The sequence below is a fragment of the Enterobacter sp. PI-10 genome, assembly GCF_027947695.1.
Lineage (GTDB): Bacteria > Pseudomonadota > Gammaproteobacteria > Enterobacterales > Enterobacteriaceae > Enterobacter > Enterobacter vonholyi.
Window position 1 is genome coordinate 245,271 of record NZ_JAJNOG010000002.1, and the last position, 20,856, is coordinate 266,126.

General features: G+C 53.8%; 21 protein-coding genes. 7 read left to right on the forward strand and 14 right to left on the reverse strand.

Annotated features, from left to right (window positions below):
• Position 1 precedes the first annotated feature (1 nt).
• From osmX to LRM19_RS05700, 3 genes are all read right to left on the reverse strand, one after another.
• Positions 2 to 901 carry an osmoprotectant ABC transporter substrate-binding protein OsmX gene (gene osmX, locus LRM19_RS05690; RefSeq protein WP_442876244.1) on the reverse strand — a complete coding sequence of 300 codons (900 nt, stop codon included), beginning with the start codon at positions 899 to 901 and terminating at the stop codon, positions 2 to 4.
• An 18-nt stretch (positions 902 to 919) separates the two neighbouring features.
• Positions 920 to 1,630 carry an osmoprotectant ABC transporter permease OsmY gene (osmY, locus tag LRM19_RS05695; protein ID WP_271367775.1) on the reverse strand — a complete coding sequence of 237 codons (711 nt, stop codon included), beginning with the start codon at positions 1,628 to 1,630 and terminating at the stop codon, positions 920 to 922.
• 276 nt (positions 1,631 to 1,906) lie between these two features.
• Positions 1,907 to 2,854 (reverse strand): NAD-dependent epimerase/dehydratase family protein, encoded by a 948-nt coding sequence (locus LRM19_RS05700; RefSeq protein ID WP_271367776.1) that lies wholly within the window; start codon positions 2,852 to 2,854, stop codon positions 1,907 to 1,909.
• 91 nt (positions 2,855 to 2,945) lie between these two features.
• Here LRM19_RS05700 and LRM19_RS05705 point away from each other — a divergent pair, with 91 nt between their 5' ends.
• Entirely contained in the window at positions 2,946 to 3,395 is a 450-nt protein-coding gene (locus LRM19_RS05705) for a MerR family transcriptional regulator (protein WP_045910390.1), read from the forward strand.
• On the opposite strand, the gene LRM19_RS05710 is transcribed toward LRM19_RS05705, so the two are convergent.
• The 3 genes from LRM19_RS05710 to LRM19_RS05720 form a co-directional block, all read right to left on the reverse strand.
• On the reverse strand, positions 3,345 to 4,082 hold the full coding sequence (locus LRM19_RS05710; RefSeq protein ID WP_048222910.1) for a YoaK family protein: 738 nt from the start codon (positions 4,080 to 4,082) through the stop codon (positions 3,345 to 3,347). The two genes, LRM19_RS05705 and LRM19_RS05710, sit on opposite strands and share 51 nt — an antisense overlap.
• 158 nt (positions 4,083 to 4,240) lie before the next feature.
• The gene (locus LRM19_RS05715; protein ID WP_045910392.1) at positions 4,241 to 4,864 is read right to left on the reverse strand and encodes a glutathione S-transferase family protein; all 624 of its coding nucleotides are present in this window, start codon (positions 4,862 to 4,864) and stop codon (positions 4,241 to 4,243) included.
• A gap of 143 nt (positions 4,865 to 5,007) precedes the next feature.
• Positions 5,008 to 5,562: a VOC family protein gene (locus LRM19_RS05720; RefSeq protein ID WP_271367777.1), complete on the reverse strand. Its 555-nt coding sequence runs from the start codon at positions 5,560 to 5,562 to the stop codon at positions 5,008 to 5,010.
• Positions 5,563 to 5,571: 9 nt separating this feature from the next.
• Between LRM19_RS05720 and LRM19_RS05725 the strand changes: the two genes are divergently transcribed.
• Positions 5,572 to 6,132, forward strand: coding sequence for a TetR/AcrR family transcriptional regulator (locus LRM19_RS05725; RefSeq protein WP_136194774.1), 561 nt, complete (start codon positions 5,572 to 5,574; stop codon positions 6,130 to 6,132).
• A gap of 54 nt (positions 6,133 to 6,186) precedes the next feature.
• Here LRM19_RS05725 and asd read toward each other — a convergent pair whose 3' ends face one another.
• From asd to LRM19_RS05740, 3 genes are all read right to left on the reverse strand, one after another.
• Positions 6,187 to 7,305 carry an aspartate-semialdehyde dehydrogenase gene (gene asd / locus LRM19_RS05730; RefSeq protein ID WP_127730623.1) on the reverse strand — a complete coding sequence of 373 codons (1,119 nt, stop codon included), beginning with the start codon at positions 7,303 to 7,305 and terminating at the stop codon, positions 6,187 to 6,189.
• A 305-nt stretch (positions 7,306 to 7,610) separates the two neighbouring features.
• On the reverse strand, positions 7,611 to 7,928 hold the full coding sequence (locus LRM19_RS05735; RefSeq protein ID WP_059365166.1) for a YebG family protein: 318 nt from the start codon (positions 7,926 to 7,928) through the stop codon (positions 7,611 to 7,613).
• Positions 7,929 to 7,998: 70 nt separating this feature from the next.
• On the reverse strand, positions 7,999 to 8,352 hold the full coding sequence (locus LRM19_RS05740; protein WP_115874926.1) for a helix-turn-helix domain-containing protein: 354 nt from the start codon (positions 8,350 to 8,352) through the stop codon (positions 7,999 to 8,001).
• A gap of 337 nt (positions 8,353 to 8,689) precedes the next feature.
• Here LRM19_RS05740 and LRM19_RS05745 point away from each other — a divergent pair, with 337 nt between their 5' ends.
• Together LRM19_RS05745 and oqxB are read left to right on the forward strand one after the other, a co-directional pair.
• Positions 8,690 to 9,865, forward strand: coding sequence for an efflux RND transporter periplasmic adaptor subunit (locus tag LRM19_RS05745; protein WP_271367778.1), 1,176 nt, complete (start codon positions 8,690 to 8,692; stop codon positions 9,863 to 9,865).
• A gap of 24 nt (positions 9,866 to 9,889) precedes the next feature.
• Positions 9,890 to 13,045 carry a multidrug efflux RND transporter permease subunit OqxB gene (gene oqxB / locus LRM19_RS05750; RefSeq protein WP_111965742.1) on the forward strand — a complete coding sequence of 1,052 codons (3,156 nt, stop codon included), beginning with the start codon at positions 9,890 to 9,892 and terminating at the stop codon, positions 13,043 to 13,045.
• A gap of 68 nt (positions 13,046 to 13,113) precedes the next feature.
• On the opposite strand, the gene LRM19_RS05755 is transcribed toward oqxB, so the two are convergent.
• The 3 genes from LRM19_RS05755 to LRM19_RS05765 form a co-directional block, all read right to left on the reverse strand.
• Positions 13,114 to 13,593, reverse strand: coding sequence for an RrF2 family transcriptional regulator (locus LRM19_RS05755; protein ID WP_029739386.1), 480 nt, complete (start codon positions 13,591 to 13,593; stop codon positions 13,114 to 13,116).
• 137 nt (positions 13,594 to 13,730) lie between these two features.
• Positions 13,731 to 15,119, reverse strand: coding sequence for a sensor histidine kinase (locus LRM19_RS05760; RefSeq protein ID WP_271367779.1), 1,389 nt, complete (start codon positions 15,117 to 15,119; stop codon positions 13,731 to 13,733).
• Positions 15,119 to 15,796: a response regulator gene (locus LRM19_RS05765; RefSeq protein WP_111965744.1), complete on the reverse strand. Its 678-nt coding sequence runs from the start codon at positions 15,794 to 15,796 to the stop codon at positions 15,119 to 15,121. Before LRM19_RS05765 ends, LRM19_RS05760 begins: the two co-directional genes overlap by 1 nt.
• A gap of 203 nt (positions 15,797 to 15,999) precedes the next feature.
• On the opposite strand from LRM19_RS05765, the gene LRM19_RS05770 reads away from it, so the two are divergent.
• Positions 16,000 to 16,836 (forward strand): MipA/OmpV family protein, encoded by an 837-nt coding sequence (locus LRM19_RS05770; RefSeq protein ID WP_271367780.1) that lies wholly within the window; start codon positions 16,000 to 16,002, stop codon positions 16,834 to 16,836.
• A 107-nt stretch (positions 16,837 to 16,943) separates the two neighbouring features.
• Here the strand turns inward: LRM19_RS05770 and LRM19_RS05775 are convergent, their stop codons facing one another.
• A complete protein-coding gene (locus LRM19_RS05775) occupies positions 16,944 to 17,492 on the reverse strand; it encodes a hypothetical protein (protein WP_271367781.1) in 549 nt (182 codons plus the stop codon).
• Positions 17,493 to 17,749: 257 nt separating this feature from the next.
• Between LRM19_RS05775 and LRM19_RS05780 the strand changes: the two genes are divergently transcribed.
• Together LRM19_RS05780 and LRM19_RS05785 are read left to right on the forward strand one after the other, a co-directional pair.
• Positions 17,750 to 18,175 (forward strand): VOC family protein, encoded by a 426-nt coding sequence (locus LRM19_RS05780; RefSeq protein ID WP_271367782.1) that lies wholly within the window; start codon positions 17,750 to 17,752, stop codon positions 18,173 to 18,175.
• 479 nt (positions 18,176 to 18,654) lie between these two features.
• On the forward strand, positions 18,655 to 20,391 hold the full coding sequence (locus LRM19_RS05785; protein WP_271367783.1) for a SulP family inorganic anion transporter: 1,737 nt from the start codon (positions 18,655 to 18,657) through the stop codon (positions 20,389 to 20,391).
• A 126-nt stretch (positions 20,392 to 20,517) separates the two neighbouring features.
• On the opposite strand, the gene LRM19_RS05790 is transcribed toward LRM19_RS05785, so the two are convergent.
• Positions 20,518 to 20,742: a hypothetical protein gene (locus LRM19_RS05790; protein WP_111965748.1), complete on the reverse strand. Its 225-nt coding sequence runs from the start codon at positions 20,740 to 20,742 to the stop codon at positions 20,518 to 20,520.
• Positions 20,743 to 20,856: the final 114 nt, after the last annotated feature.

Below are 20,856 nucleotides of genomic sequence, written 5' to 3' on the forward strand. Positions count from 1 at the left end.
CCTACAGCAGCTGTTTGCTACGCAGGAAATCACGGGCGACCTGCTGCGGTGACTGATGGTCGATATCCACCTTTTTGTTCAGCTCGGTGATAACGTCGTTGTTGAGCTGGGCCGAGAGGGTGTTGAGCGCCTCTTCCAGGCCGGGGTTGGCCTCCAGCGTGTCTTTACGCACCACCGGTGTCACCGCGTAGCTCGGGAAGAAGCCTTTATCATCTTCCAGCACCTTGAGGTCGAAGCCCTTCACGCGGCCGTCGGTGGTATAAATCAGCCCGGCGTCGACGAAGCCGTCGCGCACCGCGTTATAGACCAGTCCGGGGTCCATCTGACGGATTTGCGGGCGCTCCAGATCCATCTTATAGGCGGCTTGAAGCGGCTTCATGCCGTCGCTGCGCCCGGCAAATTCCAGGTCTAAACCCAGCAGCCAGTTTTTGTCCGGGTTGGTTTTACGGATCTGCTCAATCTTGGCCACCATCTCCGACATGGTGTTGATATGTTCCGCCTCGGCGCGCTTGCGCTGCATGGCGAACGCATAGGTGTTGTTCATGTCGGCGGGCTTGAGCCAGACCAGACCGTGCTTCGCGTCCAGACGTTTCACCGTCTCGTAAGACTCCTCTGGCGACATGCGCTTGTTGATGTGGTTAAAGATGATTAATGACGTGCCGGTGTACTCCCAGGTCATGTCAATCTGCTTGTTGATCATCGCGTTACGGGAAATCACCGTGGCGATATTGGTTTGCGGCTGAACCTGGAATCCTTTCTTTTGCAGGTACTGCACGGTCATCGCCGAGAGAATATGCTGCTCGGTAAAGCTCTTGGTTGCCAGAATCAGCGGGGCCGCCATCGCCTGGCCGGTGAACAGCGCCGCGGCACACATCGCCGTCAGGCCGGATATAAGTCTCATAAAAGCTCCTTGTTATTGTTATCGAGCGAGATGGGGACTCATCACGCGACCCAGCGCCGCCAGCAGGGTATCGAGGATCAGGGCGAACAGGGCGGTGGCCGCCGCGCCGAGGATCAGGGTCGGGAAATCGTTCAAATAAATGCCGGGGAAAATTAGCTCGCCGTAGCTGCTGGCGCCAATCAGGAACGCCAGCGGCGCGGTACCAACGTTAATGGCGGTCGCAATGCGAATGCCGGAGAGCATCACCGGCCAGGCGGCTGGCAGCTCAATCTGGCGCAGACGCTGCCATTTGGTCATCCCGATGCCGTTTGCCGCTTCCAGCAGCGACGGCGGGACCGAGCACAGCCCGGCATAGGTATTACGCACGATCGGCAGCAGCGAGGCGAGGAACAGGGCGATAATGGCGGGCGTATCGCCAATGCCGATCACCACCATCGCCAGTGCCAGCACGGCCAGCGGCGGCAGCGTGTTGCCTACGTTGAAGATTTGCATCACATATTCGGCGATACCCCGCGCGGCCGGGCGGCTCAGCAGAATACCCGCCGGAATACCCACCAGCAGGGCAAAGAACATTGATGAGAAAACCAGAATCATATGCTGTTGCCCGAGATAGATCAGGTCAACCCGACGCGCTTTGATGGTCTCCAGCCCGATCCCCCAGACGAGGAGGGAGAGAACCACGATAATCGCGCCGACAAACAGCAGCGAACGTTTGAGTAATGGGTGCATTGCGGTGTGTCTCCCTGTGCGCATGCGTTATAGCAACCACCGGTTGCCTGTTGTTATGCCATGTTTCGGCAGGGGTATTTCACCTATAGCAAGCGTTTGGGAAGGGTTCCAGCGAAGGGGTAAAATCAGTAACCCTATGAAAACAGTGACAACCTTAAGCCAGGCCTTACGGCGTAAGGCCTGATTGTGTGACGGGCAGAATAGTCCTAAAGAAGAGATTTTAATGTGACGTTGTCACGAATAATACACCGCATTCCCGGTGACGCGGCGCCGTAATTACGCTGCACCGGGCTCTTTTGATTTCCACTCTTGCCAGATGTTCTCGAGTCCCTTCCGGTATGACGTAACGGTGAACGCAGGGAAATGCTCTTTAAACTTCGTCGAATCAAACAGGTTGTCAGCCTCGTACCGGGGCAACAGCTCGCGCATTTCGCGCGCGCCTTGCGAAAACAGCGCCGTCGCGGCGAAGGCCAACTTGACGAGGACGGAGTAGTCCGCTGGCTGTCCAAAGACCTCACAGGCGAGAGTGACGAACTGCTGGTACGTCAGCCTTTCATCGCAGCAGGGCAAGTGCCACGTCTGCCCGTAGGCCTCAGGGGTATTGCCCAGCAGAGCGAGCGCGCGACTGGCATCCGGCGTCCAGATGAGGGTGCGAAGCGTGTCGTCACGCACCGGAACGCGCGGACGCTTATGCTGCTTAAGCCTGTCGATAATGAGCGTATTGGTGAAGCTCTGCGTTTTCTCAGGCCCGTAAAACTCCGGCGCCCGACCGATGAGGACGGGAATGTCGCCCCGTTGCATTTCGTCAAGCACCCGGTTTGCCATCAGGGCGCGCACGTGGCCTTTCCGCCCCCGGGGCGCAAAGTGCGTCTCTTCGGTTTGCGGCACGTTACTCTGGGGGTACATATAGGTGTTGTCGAAATAGACGAATTTTGCCCCCGCCTTACGCGTGGCCTCCAGGGCATTGTCCAGCATGGTCGGAAAATGACGCTCCCACAGCGCGGAATCAGGCGGCAGACCGGCGGTAAAATAGACCGTATCGCTACCGTTAATCGCTACCTGCGTCTGCTGCGCATCCAGGAGATCGGCTGCAACCGTGCTATCGCTGGCGTTGACTTTCTGCGGATGGCGGCTGACCAGCCTGATCTCGTCGGTATATTCGCGTTTAAGCTCGCGGGCAAGTTCACGGGCAATTTGCCCGCTGGCGCCCAGAATAGTGTGCATTTTAGCTCCTGATGAGATGACGATCCGGTTGACCGCATAAAAAGTTTAAGCTTAAAGTTAACTTTAAGGTCAATATGCCAGAGCGGACGAAATGAAAATTGGCGAGCTGTCGAAAATGACGGGAATTACCCCGTCGCGCATTCGGTTTTATGAGGCGGAAGGCTTACTGCCGCGACCCGTCAGGCAGGGGAACGGGTACCGTACCTATTCCGCTGATGCGGTTGCGCTGCTGAACATTATCGACAATGCACAACGGACCGGGTTCACCCTTGAGCAAATACGGCGCTTCTTGCCGCAGCCGCAACAGCGCTGGGATCATGAGGGACTGATCCAGTCCCTGAAGACACGCATTGCTGAAATAGAGGCGATGCAGAAGCAGCTGGAGGAAAACCGAAGAGAGCTGCTGGACCTGGTCACTAGTATCACCCACAGGCCGGAGGGCATCACCTGTGATGACAACATGCAGCGCCTGCTGGGGCAGTTGCAACCCTCAGACGCCAGCGCGAACCCGTCGAACCCGCGACGAGACGGTGATAATTGAGACGGTGGCGACAACCGCGAGCATCAACCCCAGCGCCAGCATGGCGTTGAAGCCAATCCATCTGAACAGCAGCAGCCCCGCAATACCGCCCGTAATGAATGAAAATAGGGTGGTTAAGTGGGTTTTTAGCTGGCTTTTTTGCGCCGCCGTATCTTTGGAGTAATCCCTGCGCAGCATCGCCACCATGACGGAGGCCAGGGAAATCCCCGCGTCCGTTAGCGTGCCGGTAATGTGCGTCGATCTTACCCGTCCGCCGGAAAGTTGCGTGGAGGTGGAATTATGAATGCCCATCAGAAAGCAGAGAAAAAGAATAATCTCGCGATTGCTGGTGAGCGCATGGAAATACATTTCGTAAAAGGAAACGCCGGTCAGTAATATCCCCTCGACAAAAAGGATTTGGCAAAAAACCAGCCTGACGTTATGGATAATACCCCATATGACGATCGTGCGCGCAATAATGGCGCCAGCCACAAAAGAGAGAATTATCGAGCCGAAGAAAATAATATCGCTCAGATCGGTAGAAGAAACTTCGCTGGATAATTGTGAGGTGTTGCCGGTCATGTGTGAGGGGAAAAAGCCAAATGCCCCGAGGGCGATGGCGTTCAGCAAACCTGCTGAGGTCGCCAGCCAGAGAGCAAGCCGGCGATCCTCCTGATGCGTTCGTTCTTTTTTGAGTTTAATCAGCAAGAATACCTCCGGGTTGAGCTTTGCCTGACTATTCAGGCTAGCAAAGCGGTGCAACGGGCTGTCCAGGATATGGCTTAATTATTATTCCCTCTGGCGACAATCAGGGTTTCGTAATTAAAAAAACAGCCTCGTTGCGGTATTCATTCAGGCATTAAGTTTTACACCATGCCGTTATTGCCGTGACGCAAAAATGCCGGACGCTGGTTAAGGCGCTCGAACCAGGCCTCAATGGCGGGCACGTCTGGCTTATCAAACGGCGTCATTTTCCAGCGATTCACCGACAGCCCAAGCACCACGTCAGCGAGGGTAAACGTCTCGCCCGCCGCAAAGGCCCCGGTGCGCTGCAGCTGTTGTTCCAGAATGGTGATGCAGTGGTTCCACTCCTTGATTCCTGCCGCAATACGCTCGGGGTCGTTAAAGGCCGGGTTTTTACGCCCCAGGGCCGGGAAGACATAGCGCCAGGCGTTGTTAAATTCAGTGGCCTGCCAGTCCATCCAGCGCTCTACGTTGGCACAGGCCTGCGGTTCTGCGGGCAGCAGATCGTGACGTTCGGCCTTGCGCGCCAGATAACGGCAGATGGAATTGGACTCCCACAACACGAAATCACCATCAATCAACACCGGCACCATGGCGTTGGGGTTCAGGGCGCGGAAGGCATCCGTTTCCGTCGAGGCGAAACCGCTGCCGTAATCTTCCTGTTGATACGCGATGCCCGCTTCTTCGCAGGTCCAGAGCACTTTACGAACGTTGATGGAGGTGGTTTTGCCGAGAATGGTGATCATTGCGCAGGTGTCCTTTAGAGGAATGAATTGTTTTGAAACAATACACCCGTTGTGCGTCAGAGGCTGGGGCAAAATTTGGTGGGGGCAGCTGAAGGTAGTAGTGCGAAGCACTTTCGGAGAGCACTTCGCAGTCTAAAACTGATTTAAACAGGCTGTTGGCTACAGTGGCTGGTATAGAAACTTATACCGTTTCCATCCGGATCCTGTAGGGAAAAATAATGATGCCCAAATAGCGTTTCCTGCGCAATTTCCTGAGCTGAATATCCCTTTGCGATGAGGCCAGTTCGATACGTTTCAAGTTCCGATCTGGAATGGCCCGCGATCATGAGATCAATTTTTTCTGCAGCAAAATCTGGCCGCTGACCAACGCGGCTGATATGCAGACTCTGCGTTTCAGGCACATCCTTTTCGGTCAACAATAAATGGGTGCCGCCGCGTAACTCAATAATCGCCATGCCCGGAAATTTGTCGAGCGCACGCAGGCCTAGCCCCTGGTAAAATGCATAGCTGGCATCAACATCATTCACTTTCATCACAAAATGTGCGAGTGCTGCAGAGGGTAATAATTCATTCATTTTCTTGTCTTTCATAGGTTTATCAGGGAATGAGCGCATTGCAATCTTGTTGGGCAAGGCTTGCAGTGCTAATGTGACTGGCCAGTCGAAAACATTATCCGACTGATCAGTCGAATTAAGCAAGGGGAAATCGTGACGCGCAAAAAAGAAATCGATCGGGAGCTGGTTTTAGATGCTGCTGAAAGCATCATCCTTGAGTCTGGAGGGCGCGTATTTACGCTGGATGCCGTCGCGGAACGTGCTGGCATCAGTAAAGGCGGCCTTGTGTATACCTTTTCATCAAAGGATGGCCTGATTTACGCCGTGCTTGAGCGCGAAGTGACGCGTTTCCAGCAGGCAGTCAGTCAGCGTCTTACAGCTACCGCCGCAGGGCCACGAGAATTAATTCTTGCGCACATCGAGGAAGCGCTGGAGGAAGAGGATGCTGTAACACAGATGGCGGCGTTTCTTATTACGGCTCTCGTGCATGCGCCAGGTATGCTGGCGCCCGCTCGCAACCTGTATCGCACACTCCTCGAACCGCTACGCGAGGCTGGAGAGGAGATGGCCGATGTCAGGCACGCGTTTCTCGCTGTAGAAGGCATATTCCTGCTACGCGGACTGGGGCTCGCTGATATCCCGGCAGGCGAAATAAAATCGGTATTGCGTCACGCGCGTGAAATGATTTTGGCGGCGTTGGCACGAACCTGCTGAGACAATACAATAAAAGCACCTGTTCAATAGATGCTTTTATTCAGAAAATATGTCTTAGATTTTGCCCAGCAGAATATTCAACATGCGGCGCAAGGGCTCCGCCGCTCCCCACAATAGCTGATCGCCAACCGTCAGAACCGAATATATTGGATCGTTGTTGAGTGACATTTTCTTGTAACGGCCAATACCAACCTGAAGCGAACCGCTGATATAAGCCGGGGTCAATTTACTGACGCTTTCAACCTTGTTATTGGGCACATAGTTAACCCAGGGATGAGAATGCGTCACTAACGCTGCAAATTCTTCTTCGCTGACGTCACGCCTGAGCTTCAGGGTGATTGCGGCGCTGTGGCAGCGTATCACGCCAACACGAATACACAATCCATTTACCGGGATCGCACCAGGAGACAAACCAAGAATTTTGTTTGTTTCGGCTTCACCTTTCCACTCTTCACGGCTATTACCATCCCCTAAATCGCTGTCAATCCACGGTATAATGCTGCCCATTAAAGGCGCGCCGAAATTCTGTATCGGCATGTCAGCGCTGTTAATTAACGCACTGACTTTATTGACTAAAGGCAGCACTGAACCTGATGATGCCAGTTCATCAGAGGACAAATGCTCACTGATCCAGGCACTTTGAACAATTAATTCCCTGACATATTGCGCCCCCGCACCTGATGCAGACTGATAGGTCATAACGCTCATCCATTCGATCAGGTCAGCCTTAATCAACCCTGCCAGCCCCATAAGACTCAGCGTGATGGAACAGTTGCCACCGACAAAAAGTTTAATTCCCTCTTTAACGGCACGATCAATCGTGGGGCGATTGACGGGGTCGAGAATAATGCAGGCTTTCTCATCCATCCGTAGCGCTGAGGCCGCGTCAATCCAGTAGCCTTGCCAGCCACAATTAATCAAAGCAGGATAGATTGCTTTTGTGTAATCACCGCCCTGACAGGTAATGATGATATCCATTTCGGCCAGGTCACTGATGGAATTAGCATCTTTGAGTGTGTAGCTGACGCCGCCAATGACTGGACCGGCGGCCCCGGCGCTTGAAGTACTGTAAAAATGCGCTGAGATATCGTCGAAGTCGTTCTCTTCGACCATTCTCTGTAATAAAACAGAACCAACCATTCCTCGCCAACCAACAATACCAACCTGCTTCATTTGTTTAGCCTTATCAACGTTACAAGAATGTTAATTTCCGCAGCAGGTTATATCTCATCCAAACATGAAGATCACTACGAACTGCAGCTAATTCCTTCATTATTAAAATGTTTCATAAGACATCAGCAATATTTATACCTGATGAAGCCATCAGTTAAAAAACGATCGCAGGCATGACGTGCAATGACTGTCAATTAAGAATGAAAGAGCAATTATTAAGAAGCGAATCTCTGGCAAAGGGGGAGCCCGGAATTGGCTGCCGGGCCTGGTGAATAGTTCAAAATTGGTGATGATTGTTCAGACAATCAGGCCGCTTTCACAGCCCTGATTTTTTTCGTGTCAGCCGCATCGGATTCTGTTTTATCCGCTACCGCTGGAGCAGTGAGATCGGGAAGCTTGCTGGTACGCAGAATATGCTGCACGGTCTCTTTCTGCTCGGCGAGATACAGGCCAAGATTTTCAGCCTGCGTTTCATCCATCTGCATTCCGCTTTGCAACAGCCAGTCGGTGAACGCGTCGGCCATATCAAGCAGCTTGTCGTGAGCGTCAGCCTCTTTCTTACTGGCAAATGTCATTTTCTCTTCACCTTTTCTTACGACAACAAATTTTGTTTCAACAGCCATCGTGCACCTCGCTATACTGTGTTTATATACAGTATATCAGCAACAGATCGATGTTGCAGCAAAATATGCATTACTGGCGAAGCTGCTGCGTTTCGGGGCCACCTATACTGCGCCGCCATGCCCCAGGCGCCTGACCATACTGACGCTTAAAGCTGCGGTTGAAGGACTGCTGGGAGTCAAAGCCCAGCGCGATCGCCACGTTCAGAATCGGTTCGTCGCTGTGGGATAACCGCTCAACCGATTTTTGCAGCTTTTGCGCACGAATATACCCGGCGAGGGGATAGCCCGTATGCTCTTTGAACAGGCGCTGGAGGTGCCATTTCGAGTAGCCGGAACGCCTGGCGACGGTCTCAATGTCCAGGCGACTGTCCAGGTTGTTGTCGATCCAGTCGAGTAAATCATGCATAAATGCGCCAGTGTTCATCTGGTTACCCCCACGTAGCGGATGAAAAAGTATCTTTGTCTGTTGCATTTAAAGGTGGCGCGTTTTTTCAGTAATTGCAAGTTTTATTGTTGCATTTAAATCCCTGACCGAAACGGGTCTTTTCACATCCGCTCAAATAGCACATAAAGTGCAACAATTATTCTTGCACTTAGTTAAGCGCCTTCCTACAATCGCCGCGAATAGTGTATTCGCAACTGTTACAGTTTTGTGGCGATGAACGACACAAATGGCCTTAAGACAGCCCCCGGACAAAGGAAGTGGCGCGGTGCCTCCTGCTGCGTCTTGCCCGGTGGCGACAATTATCGGAATAAAAATAATGAGCCTGCAAAAAACCTGGGGTAATTCTCATCTGAGCGCGCTGGGGGCAATATTGCTCTCCGTGCTGCTCGTCGGATGCGATAACAGCGTCGCGCAAAATGCCGCGCCACCTGCGCCTGCCGTGAGTGCCGCTGACGTGGTGGTGAAATCGATTAGCCAGTGGGATAGCTTTAACGGCCGGATTGAAGCGGTGGAGAGCGTTCAGCTGCGCCCGCGCGTTTCCGGCTACATTGATAAGGTGAATTACACCGACGGCCAGGAAGTGAAGAAGGGCGAGGTGCTGTTCACTATTGATGACCGTACCTATCGCGCCGCGCTGGAACAGGCGCAGGCGAACCTGGCGAGGGCCAAAACGCAGGCCAGCCTCGCGCAAAGTGAGGCTAACCGTACCGATAAGCTGATCAATACCCATCTGGTCTCACGGGAAGAGTGGGAGCAGCGACGTTCGGCTGCCGTTCAGGCGCAGGCCGACATTCGCGCCGCGCAGGCGGCGGTTGACGCAGCCCAGCTCAACCTGGACTTCACCAAAGTGACCGCGCCTATCGACGGTCGCGCCAGCCGGGCGCTGATCACCAGCGGGAACCTGGTGACTGCGGGCGATACCGCCAGCGTCCTCACCACGCTGGTCTCGCAGAAGACGGTGTACGTCTACTTTGACGTGGACGAGTCAACCTATCTTCACTATCAAAATCTGGCCCGCAGCGGGCAGGGGGCGTCCAGCAATCACAGGGCGCTGCCGGTTGAGATTGGCCTGACGGGCGAGGAGGGCTATCCCCACCAGGGCAAAGTGGATTTCCTGGATAACCAGCTCACGCCGAGCACCGGGACAATCCGCATGCGCGCGCTGCTGGATAACTCACAGCGTCAGTTCACGCCGGGACTGTTTGCCCGCGTACGCCTGCCGGGCAGCGCGGAATTCAAAGCCACGCTGATTGACGACAAGGCGGTGCTGACCGATCAGGATCGTAAATACGTTTATATCGTCGATAAAGAGGGGAAAGCGCAGCGTCGCGACATTACGCCGGGTCGTCTGGTAGACGGTTTACGCATCGTGCGGCAGGGGCTGAATCCTGGCGACAAAGTCATCGTCGAGGGTTTACAGAAAGTGTTTATGTCGGGTATGCCGGTTAACGCCAAAACCGTTGCCATGACCGCCACCAGCGCCCTCAACTGATCCCTTGACCTGAGAATCCAACCCATGGACTTTTCCCGCTTTTTCATCGACAGGCCGATCTTTGCTGCCGTCCTGTCGATTCTGATTTTTATCACAGGGTTAATCGCCATCCCGCTGCTGCCGGTGAGCGAATATCCTGACGTCGTGCCGCCAAGCGTGCAGGTGCGCGCGGAGTACCCGGGCGCTAACCCGAAAGTGATTGCCGAGACCGTGGCGACGCCGCTGGAAGAGGCGATCAACGGCGTTGAGAACATGATGTACATGAAATCCGTCGCGGGCTCGGACGGCGTGCTGGTGACCACCGTCACCTTCCGTCCGGGGACTGACCCCGATCAGGCGCAGGTTCAGGTGCAAAACCGCGTCGCGCAGGCCGAGGCGCGTCTGCCGGAAGACGTGCGGCGTCTGGGCATTACCACCCAGAAGCAGTCGCCCACGCTGACGCTGGTGGTGCATCTGTTTTCGCCAAACGGTAAGTACGATTCGCTGTATATGCGCAACTACGCCACGCTGAAGGTGAAGGACGAGCTGGCGCGTCTGCCCGGCGTCGGCCAGATCCAGATTTTCGGCTCAGGCGAATACGCGATGCGCGTGTGGCTGGACCCAAATAAGGTGGCGGCGCGCGGGCTGACCGCTTCGGACGTGGTCACGGCGATGCAGGAGCAAAACGTACAGGTCTCCGCCGGTCAGCTTGGCGCCGAGCCGCTGCCGAAAGAGAGTGATTTCCTGATCTCCATTAACGCCCAGGGGCGTCTGCACACCGAAGAAGAGTTTGGCAATATTGTCCTGAAAACGACGCAGGACGGTACTGTCGTCCGCCTGCGCGACGTGGCGCGGATTGAAATGGGCTCCGGGAGCTATGCTCTGCGTTCCCAGCTGAACAATAAAGATGCGGTCGGGATTGGTATCTTCCAGTCACCGGGGGCGAACGCCATCGATCTGTCTAACGCGGTGCGCGCGAAAATGGACGAACTGTCGACGCGCTTCCCGGCGGACATGAAGTGGGCGGCACCTTACGATCCGACGGTCTTTGTGCGCGATTCGATCCGTGCGGTGGTGCAAACGCTGCTGGAAGCCGTGGTGCTGGTCGTGCTGGTGGTCATTCTGTTCCTGCAAACCTGGCGCGCGTCGATCATTCCGCTGATCGCGGTGCCGGTGTCGGTGGTGGGTACCTTCAGCATTCTTTACCTGCTCGGCTTCTCGCTGAATACCCTCAGCCTGTTCGGGCTGGTGCTCGCCATCGGTATCGTGGTGGACGACGCCATCGTGGTGGTGGAAAACGTCGAGCGAAACATAGAAGAGGGGCTTGCGCCGCTTGCGGCCGCGCACCAGGCGATGCGTGAAGTGTCCGGGCCGATTATCGCGATTGCGCTGGTGCTGTGCGCGGTATTTGTGCCGATGGCGTTTCTCTCGGGCGTTACCGGTCAGTTCTACAAGCAGTTTGCGGTGACGATCGCGATATCGACGGTGATCTCCGCTATTAACTCGCTGACGCTCTCTCCGGCGCTGGCGGCACTGCTGTTAAAGCCGCACGGCGCGCCGAAGGATTTCCCGACCCGGCTTATCGATCGTCTGTTCGGCTGGATTTTCCGTCCGTTTAACCGCTTTTTCCTCCGCAGCTCAAACGGCTATCAGGGACTGGTGGGTAAAACGCTGGGACGACGCGGCGCGGTATTCGTGGTTTATCTGCTGCTGCTCTGTGCCGCAGGCGTCATGTTTAAAGCGGTGCCCGGCGGGTTTATTCCGACGCAGGATAAGCTTTACCTGATTGGCGGTGTGAAGATGCCGGAAGGCTCTTCGCTGGCGCGTACCGACGCGGTGATCCGCAAAATGAGCGAAATCGGGATGAATACCGAAGGCGTGGACTATGCGGTCGCGTTTCCGGGGCTGAACGCGCTGCAGTTCACCAATACGCCGAATACCGGTACGGTGTTCTTTGGCCTGAAGCCGTTCGATCAGCGTAAACATTCCGCTGCGGAAATTAATGCGGAAATTAATGCGAAAATCGCGCAAATCCAGGAAGGCTTTGGCTTCTCCATTCTGCCGCCGCCGATTTTAGGGCTGGGTCAGGGGTCGGGCTATTCCCTGTACATCCAGGATCGCGGCGGTCTGGGCTATGGCGCGCTGCAGAACGCGGTGAACACCATGTCCGGTGCGATTATGCAGACCCCGGGAATGCATTTCCCGATCTCAACCTACCAGGCTAACGTTCCGCAGCTGGACGTCCAGGTTGACCGCGATAAGGCGAAAGCGCAGGGCGTGTCGCTGACCGATCTTTTCGGGACGCTGCAAACCTATCTGGGGTCGTCGTACGTCAATGACTTCAACCAGTTCGGACGAACCTGGCGCGTGATGGCGCAGGCCGACGGGCAGTTCCGCGACAGCGTGGAAGATATTGCGAATCTGCGCACCCGCAACAGCCAGGGCGAAATGGTGCCGATTGGCAGTATGGTGAAAATCACGACCACCTACGGGCCGGATCCGGTGATCCGCTACAACGGTTACCCGGCGGCGGACCTGATTGGCGATGCCGACCCGCGCGTGCTCTCATCTGCGCAGGCGATGACGCAGCTGGACGCGATGTCTAAGCAGATCCTGCCAAACGGGATGAACATTGAATGGACGGATCTGAGCTTCCAGCAGGCCACTCAGGGCAATACGGCGCTGATCGTCTTCCCGGTGGCGGTGCTGCTGGCATTCCTGGTGCTGGCGGCGCTGTATGAAAGCTGGACGCTGCCGCTGGCGGTGATCCTCATCGTGCCGATGACCATGCTCTCCGCACTGTTTGGCGTCTGGCTCACCGGGGGCGATAACAACGTCTTCGTGCAGGTGGGGTTGGTGGTACTGATGGGGCTGGCCTGTAAAAACGCCATTCTTATCGTGGAGTTTGCCCGCGAGCTTGAAATTCAGGGCAAAGGCATCATGGAGGCCGCGCTGGAGGCTTGCCGCCTGCGTTTACGCCCGATTGTGATGACCTCCATCGCCTTTATCGCCGGGACCATTCCGCTGATCCTCGGTCACGGCGCTGGCGCAGAAGTGCGCGGCGTCACGGGGATCACGGTATTCTCCGGCATGCTTGGGGTGACGCTGTTTGGTCTGTTCCTGACGCCGGTGTTCTACGTGACGCTGCGTAAGTTCGTGACGCGCGGGAAAAAAGAGGAAAGGGACGTTCTGCCCGCGTAGGGACGTTGCCGATAATAAAAAACCGCCTTCATAGTGAAGGCGGTTTTTTTTTCGCATCAGGTAAAACGTTATGACGTTTTTTGATACTGGGCAATAAGGTCGGGGAGTGGATCCCATCCGCTGCTGTCGGCGTTTTTCACCGCTTCCAGGGCGCTTGCTACGGTATGGCGGGCCAGTACTGCTAACGAAGCCTCTTCGGCTTCTTCAGAAATTGATTTGAAGTACCAGCAGGCGTTGGCGCTGACCACGCAGCGGGCCGGCACGTCAGGGCGGGAGGCCCACAGCTTTTTATCTTCGATGACCGAAAGGTAGATGTCGCGCAGGGTGATCTCTTCCGGCGGGCGACCAAGATGAATGGAGCCGTTACGGCCAAGCGTTGAGACGATAATGCCGTCTCGCGTCAGCGGAACCATCAATTTGCGGATGAAGCTCGGGTTCGCTTCCAGGCCGTAGGCCAGAATCGCACTCGTCGAACGTTCACCCAATTGCTCCGCCATCGCTACGCTGAGAACCATCTGCAAAGCTGTCGGGAAGCGGTAATCTAACATTTCTCTGTCCTGGGTTGCGGTGAATCTTGTTCTTTTTGGCACCGCAGAGGTGAATAAGCAATAAACAACAATATAACAAACACGGTAATTTTTTTGAAGCAATCTGCGGCATTTGCGATCAAACCCCCTGTTCTGCTTTAGCTAAACGTGCGGTTCGGGAAGTCTACCGTCACCAGGAGGCCACCTTCTGCAGAGGTTGTCAGGTTTACGCTGCTGTTGTGTTGCTGCGCCACCGCTTTAACGATGGCAAGCCCCAGCCCGCTGCCGCTCTGCACCTGATTGGGATCGCGGAAAAAGCGGTCGAACACGCGCTCCTGCAGCTCGACCGGAATACCCGGGCCCGCATCGGAGACGCGCAGCTGGACGCCGCGATCGCCCGCCCGCACGTCGACCTGAATCCGCCCGCCCTCGGGGCTGTACTTCACGGCATTCTCAATGAGATTATCAATCAACGACACCAGGCGTTCCCTGGCGCCAGGGATCCAGACTTCATCCTCGGCAAAGAATTCCAGCTCGATCCTGCGCGCAGACGCTAAGGGCTCCAGCTCGGCCATGCGCTCCTGGACGAGCGTCGTCAGCGGCACGGGCTCCATGACCGTATCAATACTCGCTTCACTGTGCATCATCAGCAGAAGCTGATTGACGAGACGCGCGGCGCGGCTGTTGCTGCGGATCACGCCGGCAAGCAGCTCCTGCTGGCTTTCGCTGATGACCCAGGACTGCAGCGCCTCCACGTTGATGCGCATCGCCGCGAGGGGCGTACGCAGCTCGTGCGCGGCATCCGCGATGAAAACCCGCTCTCTTTCCGCGCTTTCACGCACCCGGGCAAGGAAGTCATTGATCGCGTCCACCATCTGGCGAAGCTCTCTGTGCTTCGGTACGGCTTTTAAAGGAGAGAGATCGTCCGGCGTGCGTAACGTAATTTCATTGACCACCTTATTCCACGGACGCATCGCAATGCGGATGGAGAACCATGCGGGAAACAGCAGAAAAGGGAAACAAACCAGCAGCGGCAGAATGTAGTATCCGCGCGAGTTCAGGTAGATAAAGAAGTTCCAGCCGCTGGCAGGGGTGAAAAGGGTTACCTCCACGTCGGAGTGGGGCGATTTCAGGGTTCGGCTGGTCCAGATGCGACCCTCACTTTGAACGTGCTCCATTTCACCTTGTCGGGTATTTGTTACCCCTGCGGGTGCTCCGTCGGATGAAAAAATAACGGTATTATTTTTGCGAACGATGAGGTTAATCGACAGCAGGGGATCTTCCCCTCCGCCGTAACCTTCACGCAGCGCCTTGCTGAAGGCCTCCAGCACGGCGGTACGGTCCTGCGGGCGTCCGTCCATACGCTCAGCCAGGGTAAAAACGGTTTCGTACGTTTTGCTGCCCGTGATGATAGGAGGGCTACGCAGGTCCTCCCACAGAATGAAGGTTAAAAAAAGACACCACAGCAGGGTAAGCAGCAGCATCTGGGCGATGATAATTCGCCGTACCAGCGTCGGTCGCCTCAGGTGATACCAGACGTTTTGCATCAACCGGTCACCTTCTGTATTGAGACGGTATCAATAACGTACCCGACGCCCCGGACCGTTCGCACATAGCCGTCGCCGATTTTTCGCCGTAAATTTCCCATATGCACGTCGAGCGCGTTGCTGAGGTTCTCTTTGTTGCCGAATATCCTTTCTTCCAGAAACCGCCGGGTCAGCACGCGGTCCGCGCGCAGCATCAACGTTTCCAGCAGCGCGTATTCACTGGCCGTTAAATCGATATGGCGCGCGCTCACCGTCACGCGACGCGTCGGTATATGAAGAGAGAGCCCGCGAATTTCTATCGCCTCATTCTCAAAACCGTAGCTGCGCCGTGCAAGAGCCCTCACTCGCGCCAGCAGCTCGGCGAGAATAAAAGGTTTGACGAGATAGTCGTCCGCGCCGGCATCCAACCCCCGCAGGCGATCCTGCAATGTTCCTCGCGCCGTCAGGATGATGACCGGGATCCCCTTGAGCTGCTGACGCAAACGCGTCATCAGGCTCATGCCATCTCCGTCGGGCAGGCCGAGGTCGAGCAAAATAAGTTCCGGCACGCAGACGTCAAGCTGATGCAGCGCATCCTCTTTACGGCGAACCCATATGACGTCAAACCCTTGATCTGAGAGAGCGATACGTACGCCATTGCCGAGATCCAGGTCGTCTTCGATTAGTAGAATTTTCACATTGGTAACGGTATCAACCGTGAATGAAGAACATCTTAAGAAAAAAACGGTATCAGGAAATCAGCCTGGTATACAGCACCTGCTTGCGCTTCAGCGTTTCTTCATTTTCGGCTCATAAGAACCTTAGGGTGAGTATTCAAAATGGGCGTTCTGGCGGTTAACCGCATGCATCGTCATCATTTGAATCCATAAGGACTTCCTTAATGAGAAACATCGAACTGCGTCATACGTTCCCTCATTTACTTTCGGGCCGCTGCCTGAAAACCATCGTCCCGGGCGTCGTTCTGGCGTTACTGGCTACGCCTGTACTGGCGGGAGAACAGCGGCAGGGTAACGTCTTAACCCTGGGGGGCGGCGTGGACGTAGGGCCACGCTATTCGGGTTCAGATAAAACCCGCGTCTCAGCGGCTCAGGTAGTGGATTATTCCATGGAAAATGGATTCTTCATCGGTACCACGCGAGGGATCGGTTACGGTAACAACATCGGCAACCTGGATTACAGCGCAGCGCTGAGCTATCGAACGGGCCGTAAAGATAAAGACGTGAGCAGCGATTCGATCGGCTCCGGCAGCGACGAGCTGCGAGGAATGGGGGAGATTAAAGGCTCGGCTATCGTGGTGCCCGGGCTTGAGTACAAGGTGACCGACTGGCTTCACCTGCAGCTGCAGGCTGAGGTACCGGTTTCTGAAAGAGACAACGGTGAAGCGGTACATTTTGGCATTTCCAGCCCGTTCTACACCTCACCAAAAAATGAGGTGGCGCTGGCGCTGACCGGCAGTTGGGGATCGGACAAGTATATGCAGACGTACTACGGGGTAAACGCCGCCCAATCGGCCGCATCGGGTTTTGCCCGACATGACGCCGGGGCCGGGATTTATGCCTGGTCGATGAACCTTGACTGGACCCACAAACTCACCTCGCGCTGGAGCGTACTTGCCTCAGCGGGTGTGACGCAGCTGACGGGGGATGCAGCGGACAGCCCGATCGTGCAACGCAAAACGTCACCCACGGGGAGTTTGAAGGTGACGTATAGTTTTTAGCTTGTGGTTTTGAGCGTGCACCAGCGGTAATTTAAGCCCCTCCGGTTGAGACGGTGGGGCGGTTTCCCTTACAGACAGTTACAGCACTGCACACATGGTTGACGGATTTATCTAAAGCTCCATTGGGCCGTGATGACAAAAACGGAGGGGATGATAATACCCACATCCATACCAAAATAAGACGTAAAATTATACTGAAATCCATGATATATGTAGGGAGAAAAACCTATCCCTGTTACTTTTTTAAAATCATGGTATGAACCATGGTCGCCACAATCATCGAAAGTATCAAAGAAAAATTCGCCTACATATCCATAGATTCCCTTAAAAACCCAACCGTTATTCCATCCAGCCCAGTCTCTTCTTACACCGGCGGCCAGACATCTGTCATTAAAGCTGTTTTTCATTGTGCCTAGCACAACACTATATTTCGACGTATCCGAGAATTTCCGCTCCACGGATATAAACTTGTTTTCAAAGTTCTCCGTGTATTGTCCGTGATTATTTGTCAGATGATAAACGTATAAGCCAGTGTTAATTGAATACAGATTTATTTCATCTGCAGAGCAATTCAATGTCGCCAGATAAAAACTTCCGCACCAAAGCCATGCGGGGTATCTTTTCAGGACTATCTGCTTATGTGGAATATTATCCATATTCGCTCGCTTTGGCTAACGTACTGAAATTTTAAAGGGTGATTTTCGATCTGCAGTTGCAAAAATTTTAGCATATATACGGAAACTTGAGATACTCACGTAATGGGGCGGGGGATGAGATCGCCTTACAGAACATGTTCAGCAAACCATTTCGCCCACACGCTTACAATGCTCAAAATCCGCTTTTTTATGGCCCCTTAATTCATAGCCCCAGGTATAATGTCTGCTCAGTTAAACGGCAAAGAGGATGTGACAAGATGCTGACATATATCACCATAGGTACAAATGACCTTCAGCGCTCCGTGGCGTTTTATGACGCTGTTTTTAACGTGCTTGGCTATTCACGTTTGCCTGCCTGGACAGAGAGCTGGGCAATGTGGGGAGATGAAAATCATCCGGATGAGGGATTCAGCTTCTGTATTTGCCCTCCTTTTGACGGGCATCCCGCAACGGCGGGAAACGGGACAATGTTCGCATTCCGAGCAGATAACGCGGACCTTGTCAGACGTTTCCATACAGCAGGACTTCTTGCGGGAGGGAAAAATGAAGGCGCGCCAGGGACACGAACCGCGTACGGCCCCGATTTTTATGTTGCCTATCTTCGCGATCCTGACGGGAATAAGCTGGCATGTGTTTTTCAGCACTATTCGCCGGAAGCAGATGAAAATTTAAAGGAACAATAGTTACTCCATGGATGAAATTTTAGGATGTTTAGCGGTGACGAAATCAGCCGTGCAATAAAGCTATATCAATAAAGGTGTCTACCGCAAATTGTGAAAATAACGCTGTTGTTCCATAGTTGCTGAAGCAGTTTTGAGCGAGGAGTGGACGCTGGCCTTTTATACTCGCCGATCTGTCTGACGTATGTATCATAGATTCATAGGCTCATGACTATAGTTTTCTCGACTCTATGACATCGCTATTCCAGACGATATGAGAGAAGGTGAGATTGCCAGCGTGCAGCACTGCAGCGTCCGGCCAGGCCAACTCCGGCTAAGGGGTAGTTTATGAACTATGTTTAATACCAGTCAGAAAAGTACGATGGCTGTAGTTTTATCAGGAACTGAGAGGCGGCGGCCTCATTCCGGAGCATTTGAAAGCCAGAACCTCACTGAGAAGTGTGCCAGCATGACGTGGCAAATATCCCTGTCCGGAGAAGAATGTGTTCGGAAAACTATTGTTAAACTACATGCCAGGTTTACAAAATTTGTTAGCCTACGATAAAAGCTGGCTAAAACATGATGTTAAAGCCGGGTTATCCGTTGCGGCTGTAGCGCTACCCGTTGCAATTGCTTACGCTGAGCTGGCGGGTGTTGGGGCAATTGTAGGGCTTTATTCCTGCGTTTTACCAATGATAGCTTACGCACTGTTTGGCTCTTCACGCCAGCTTATTGTGGGCCCAGATGCAACGACATGCGCGGTGATTGCGGCCGTCGTGTTTCCGCTTTCTGCGGGGAATCCCGAACTGCACTGGCAGCTGACAATCATCATGACATTGATGATGGGCGGGTGGTGCCTGCTTGCCAGTAAATTCCGCCTGGGCGCACTTGCCGATCTGCTTTCTCATCCCATTCTTACCGGCCTGCTTAACGGCGTAGCGGTGACGATTATTGTCGGGCAACCAGGCAAGGTGTTGGGGATTAAGCTTGATGAGGCGCAGGTTATTGAAAAAATAATCGCCTTGCCAGGCCGACTTTCAGATAGCCATTTATTAACCGTAGGGATATCCCTTTTTACGTTAATTATTTTAATGGCGATTAAAACGTATCGCAGCCAGTGGCCAGCACCTTTAATTGCTATTGTGATAACAACGGCGCTGGTATGGGTGACCTCTGCGCAACAGTATGGAATTGCCACGATTGGGGGAGAAGGCTTCCAGCCCGGTTTACCCGTCGTTAACTGGGGGGCGTTCCAGCCCGGTCCGATGCGTGATTTAGTGATCCCGGCGCTGAACCTGGCGTTGGTCAGTTTTGTGAGCCTGATGCTGACCGCCCGAAGTTTCGCCGCGAAAAATGGCTATGAAATTAATGCTGATGCAGAGTTCCGCGCGCTGGGTATTGCGAATATTATGTCGGGATTATCTCAGGGGTTTGCAATCAGTGGAGCCGATTCCCGGACCGCGGTTAATGATTCAGTTGGGGGGAAAAGCCAGCTGGTTTCGGTGGTCGCAGCTTTGATCATTGGTATTGTCGTGGTGTTTTTCACTCAGCCATTACAATACATTCCGGTATCTGCGTTAGGTATAGTTCTAATGTATGCCTCGTGGTCATTAATTGATTTACGTGGACTATGGAACCTGAGGCGCAGAAATAAGCAGGCATTTCGTCTGGCCTTTTTCACGTTTGGCTGCGTTTTAATTATCGGCGTTATCCAGGGGATCGGCCTTGCGGTGTTGCTCGGGTTATTACAATTCCTTCGTACAGTGTTTCGTCCCTCTGAGCACCTGCTGGGCACTGACGACGATGGAATGATTCACTCATTAGGAAATACTAACGATATTAAAATGGTCCCGGGCGTGCTGATGTATCGATTTAACTCGCCGTTGACCTATTTTAACGTGGCTTATTTTAAACGTCGGGTTTTGAACCTGGTTGATGGGGCAGCCTTACAGCCTAAATGGGTGGTCATTGATGCCGTTGCCTGCTTCACCTATTCAGACATCAGCGTTCTGGCAACCATTAATGAGTTAAAGCGCGATCTGAAAGGTCGACAGATTAAATTAATCCTCGCGGGCAGGAAAACGGAGTTAACCCGCTGGTTTAAAGAGAGTCGGCCAACAATGAATGATGATGACATGATTCTGGCGCCAGACCTCTACCTGGCACTTCGGTTCATTCAAAGTAAAGAGAGTGCGAGTGAGGGGGAATCAGTCGGTGATACACAACCAAATACTGGTTAAAGGCTTGTAACGCATGCTACTCGCAGGCAGGGAGCAGGGAACGCTCACAATTTCTACCACCGAGGCTCAACTACTGTTGGCCTGGACAGTGAGATGTTCCTTGCCCGTTTTACCTTCTTCTTCCATCTATCTCAGTAAAAACTGAATCAGCTGAACAAAGATATACCCTGCCGCCGCCACTCGTATTGCCTGCCAACCCCATCTGAGATAGCGCCATTCATAGCGTTCTCTGGCATTAGCCTCTGCTATAGCGGAGTCATAACGCTTTTTTTTCTTTCTCCTGACTACGTCTATTACCCACAGGACGAGAATAAAGATAATGATGGTTTTCAGAAATATGGGATTATCCATTAAAAATGACTCCGGCTTGCTCGCTGAAAAAGCAGAATAGATGAACAGTCGTCACGTATCTACCACTAAATTTGTGGGTATACGGGAGGTTTTATCCTGATTCGATTTTGAGAT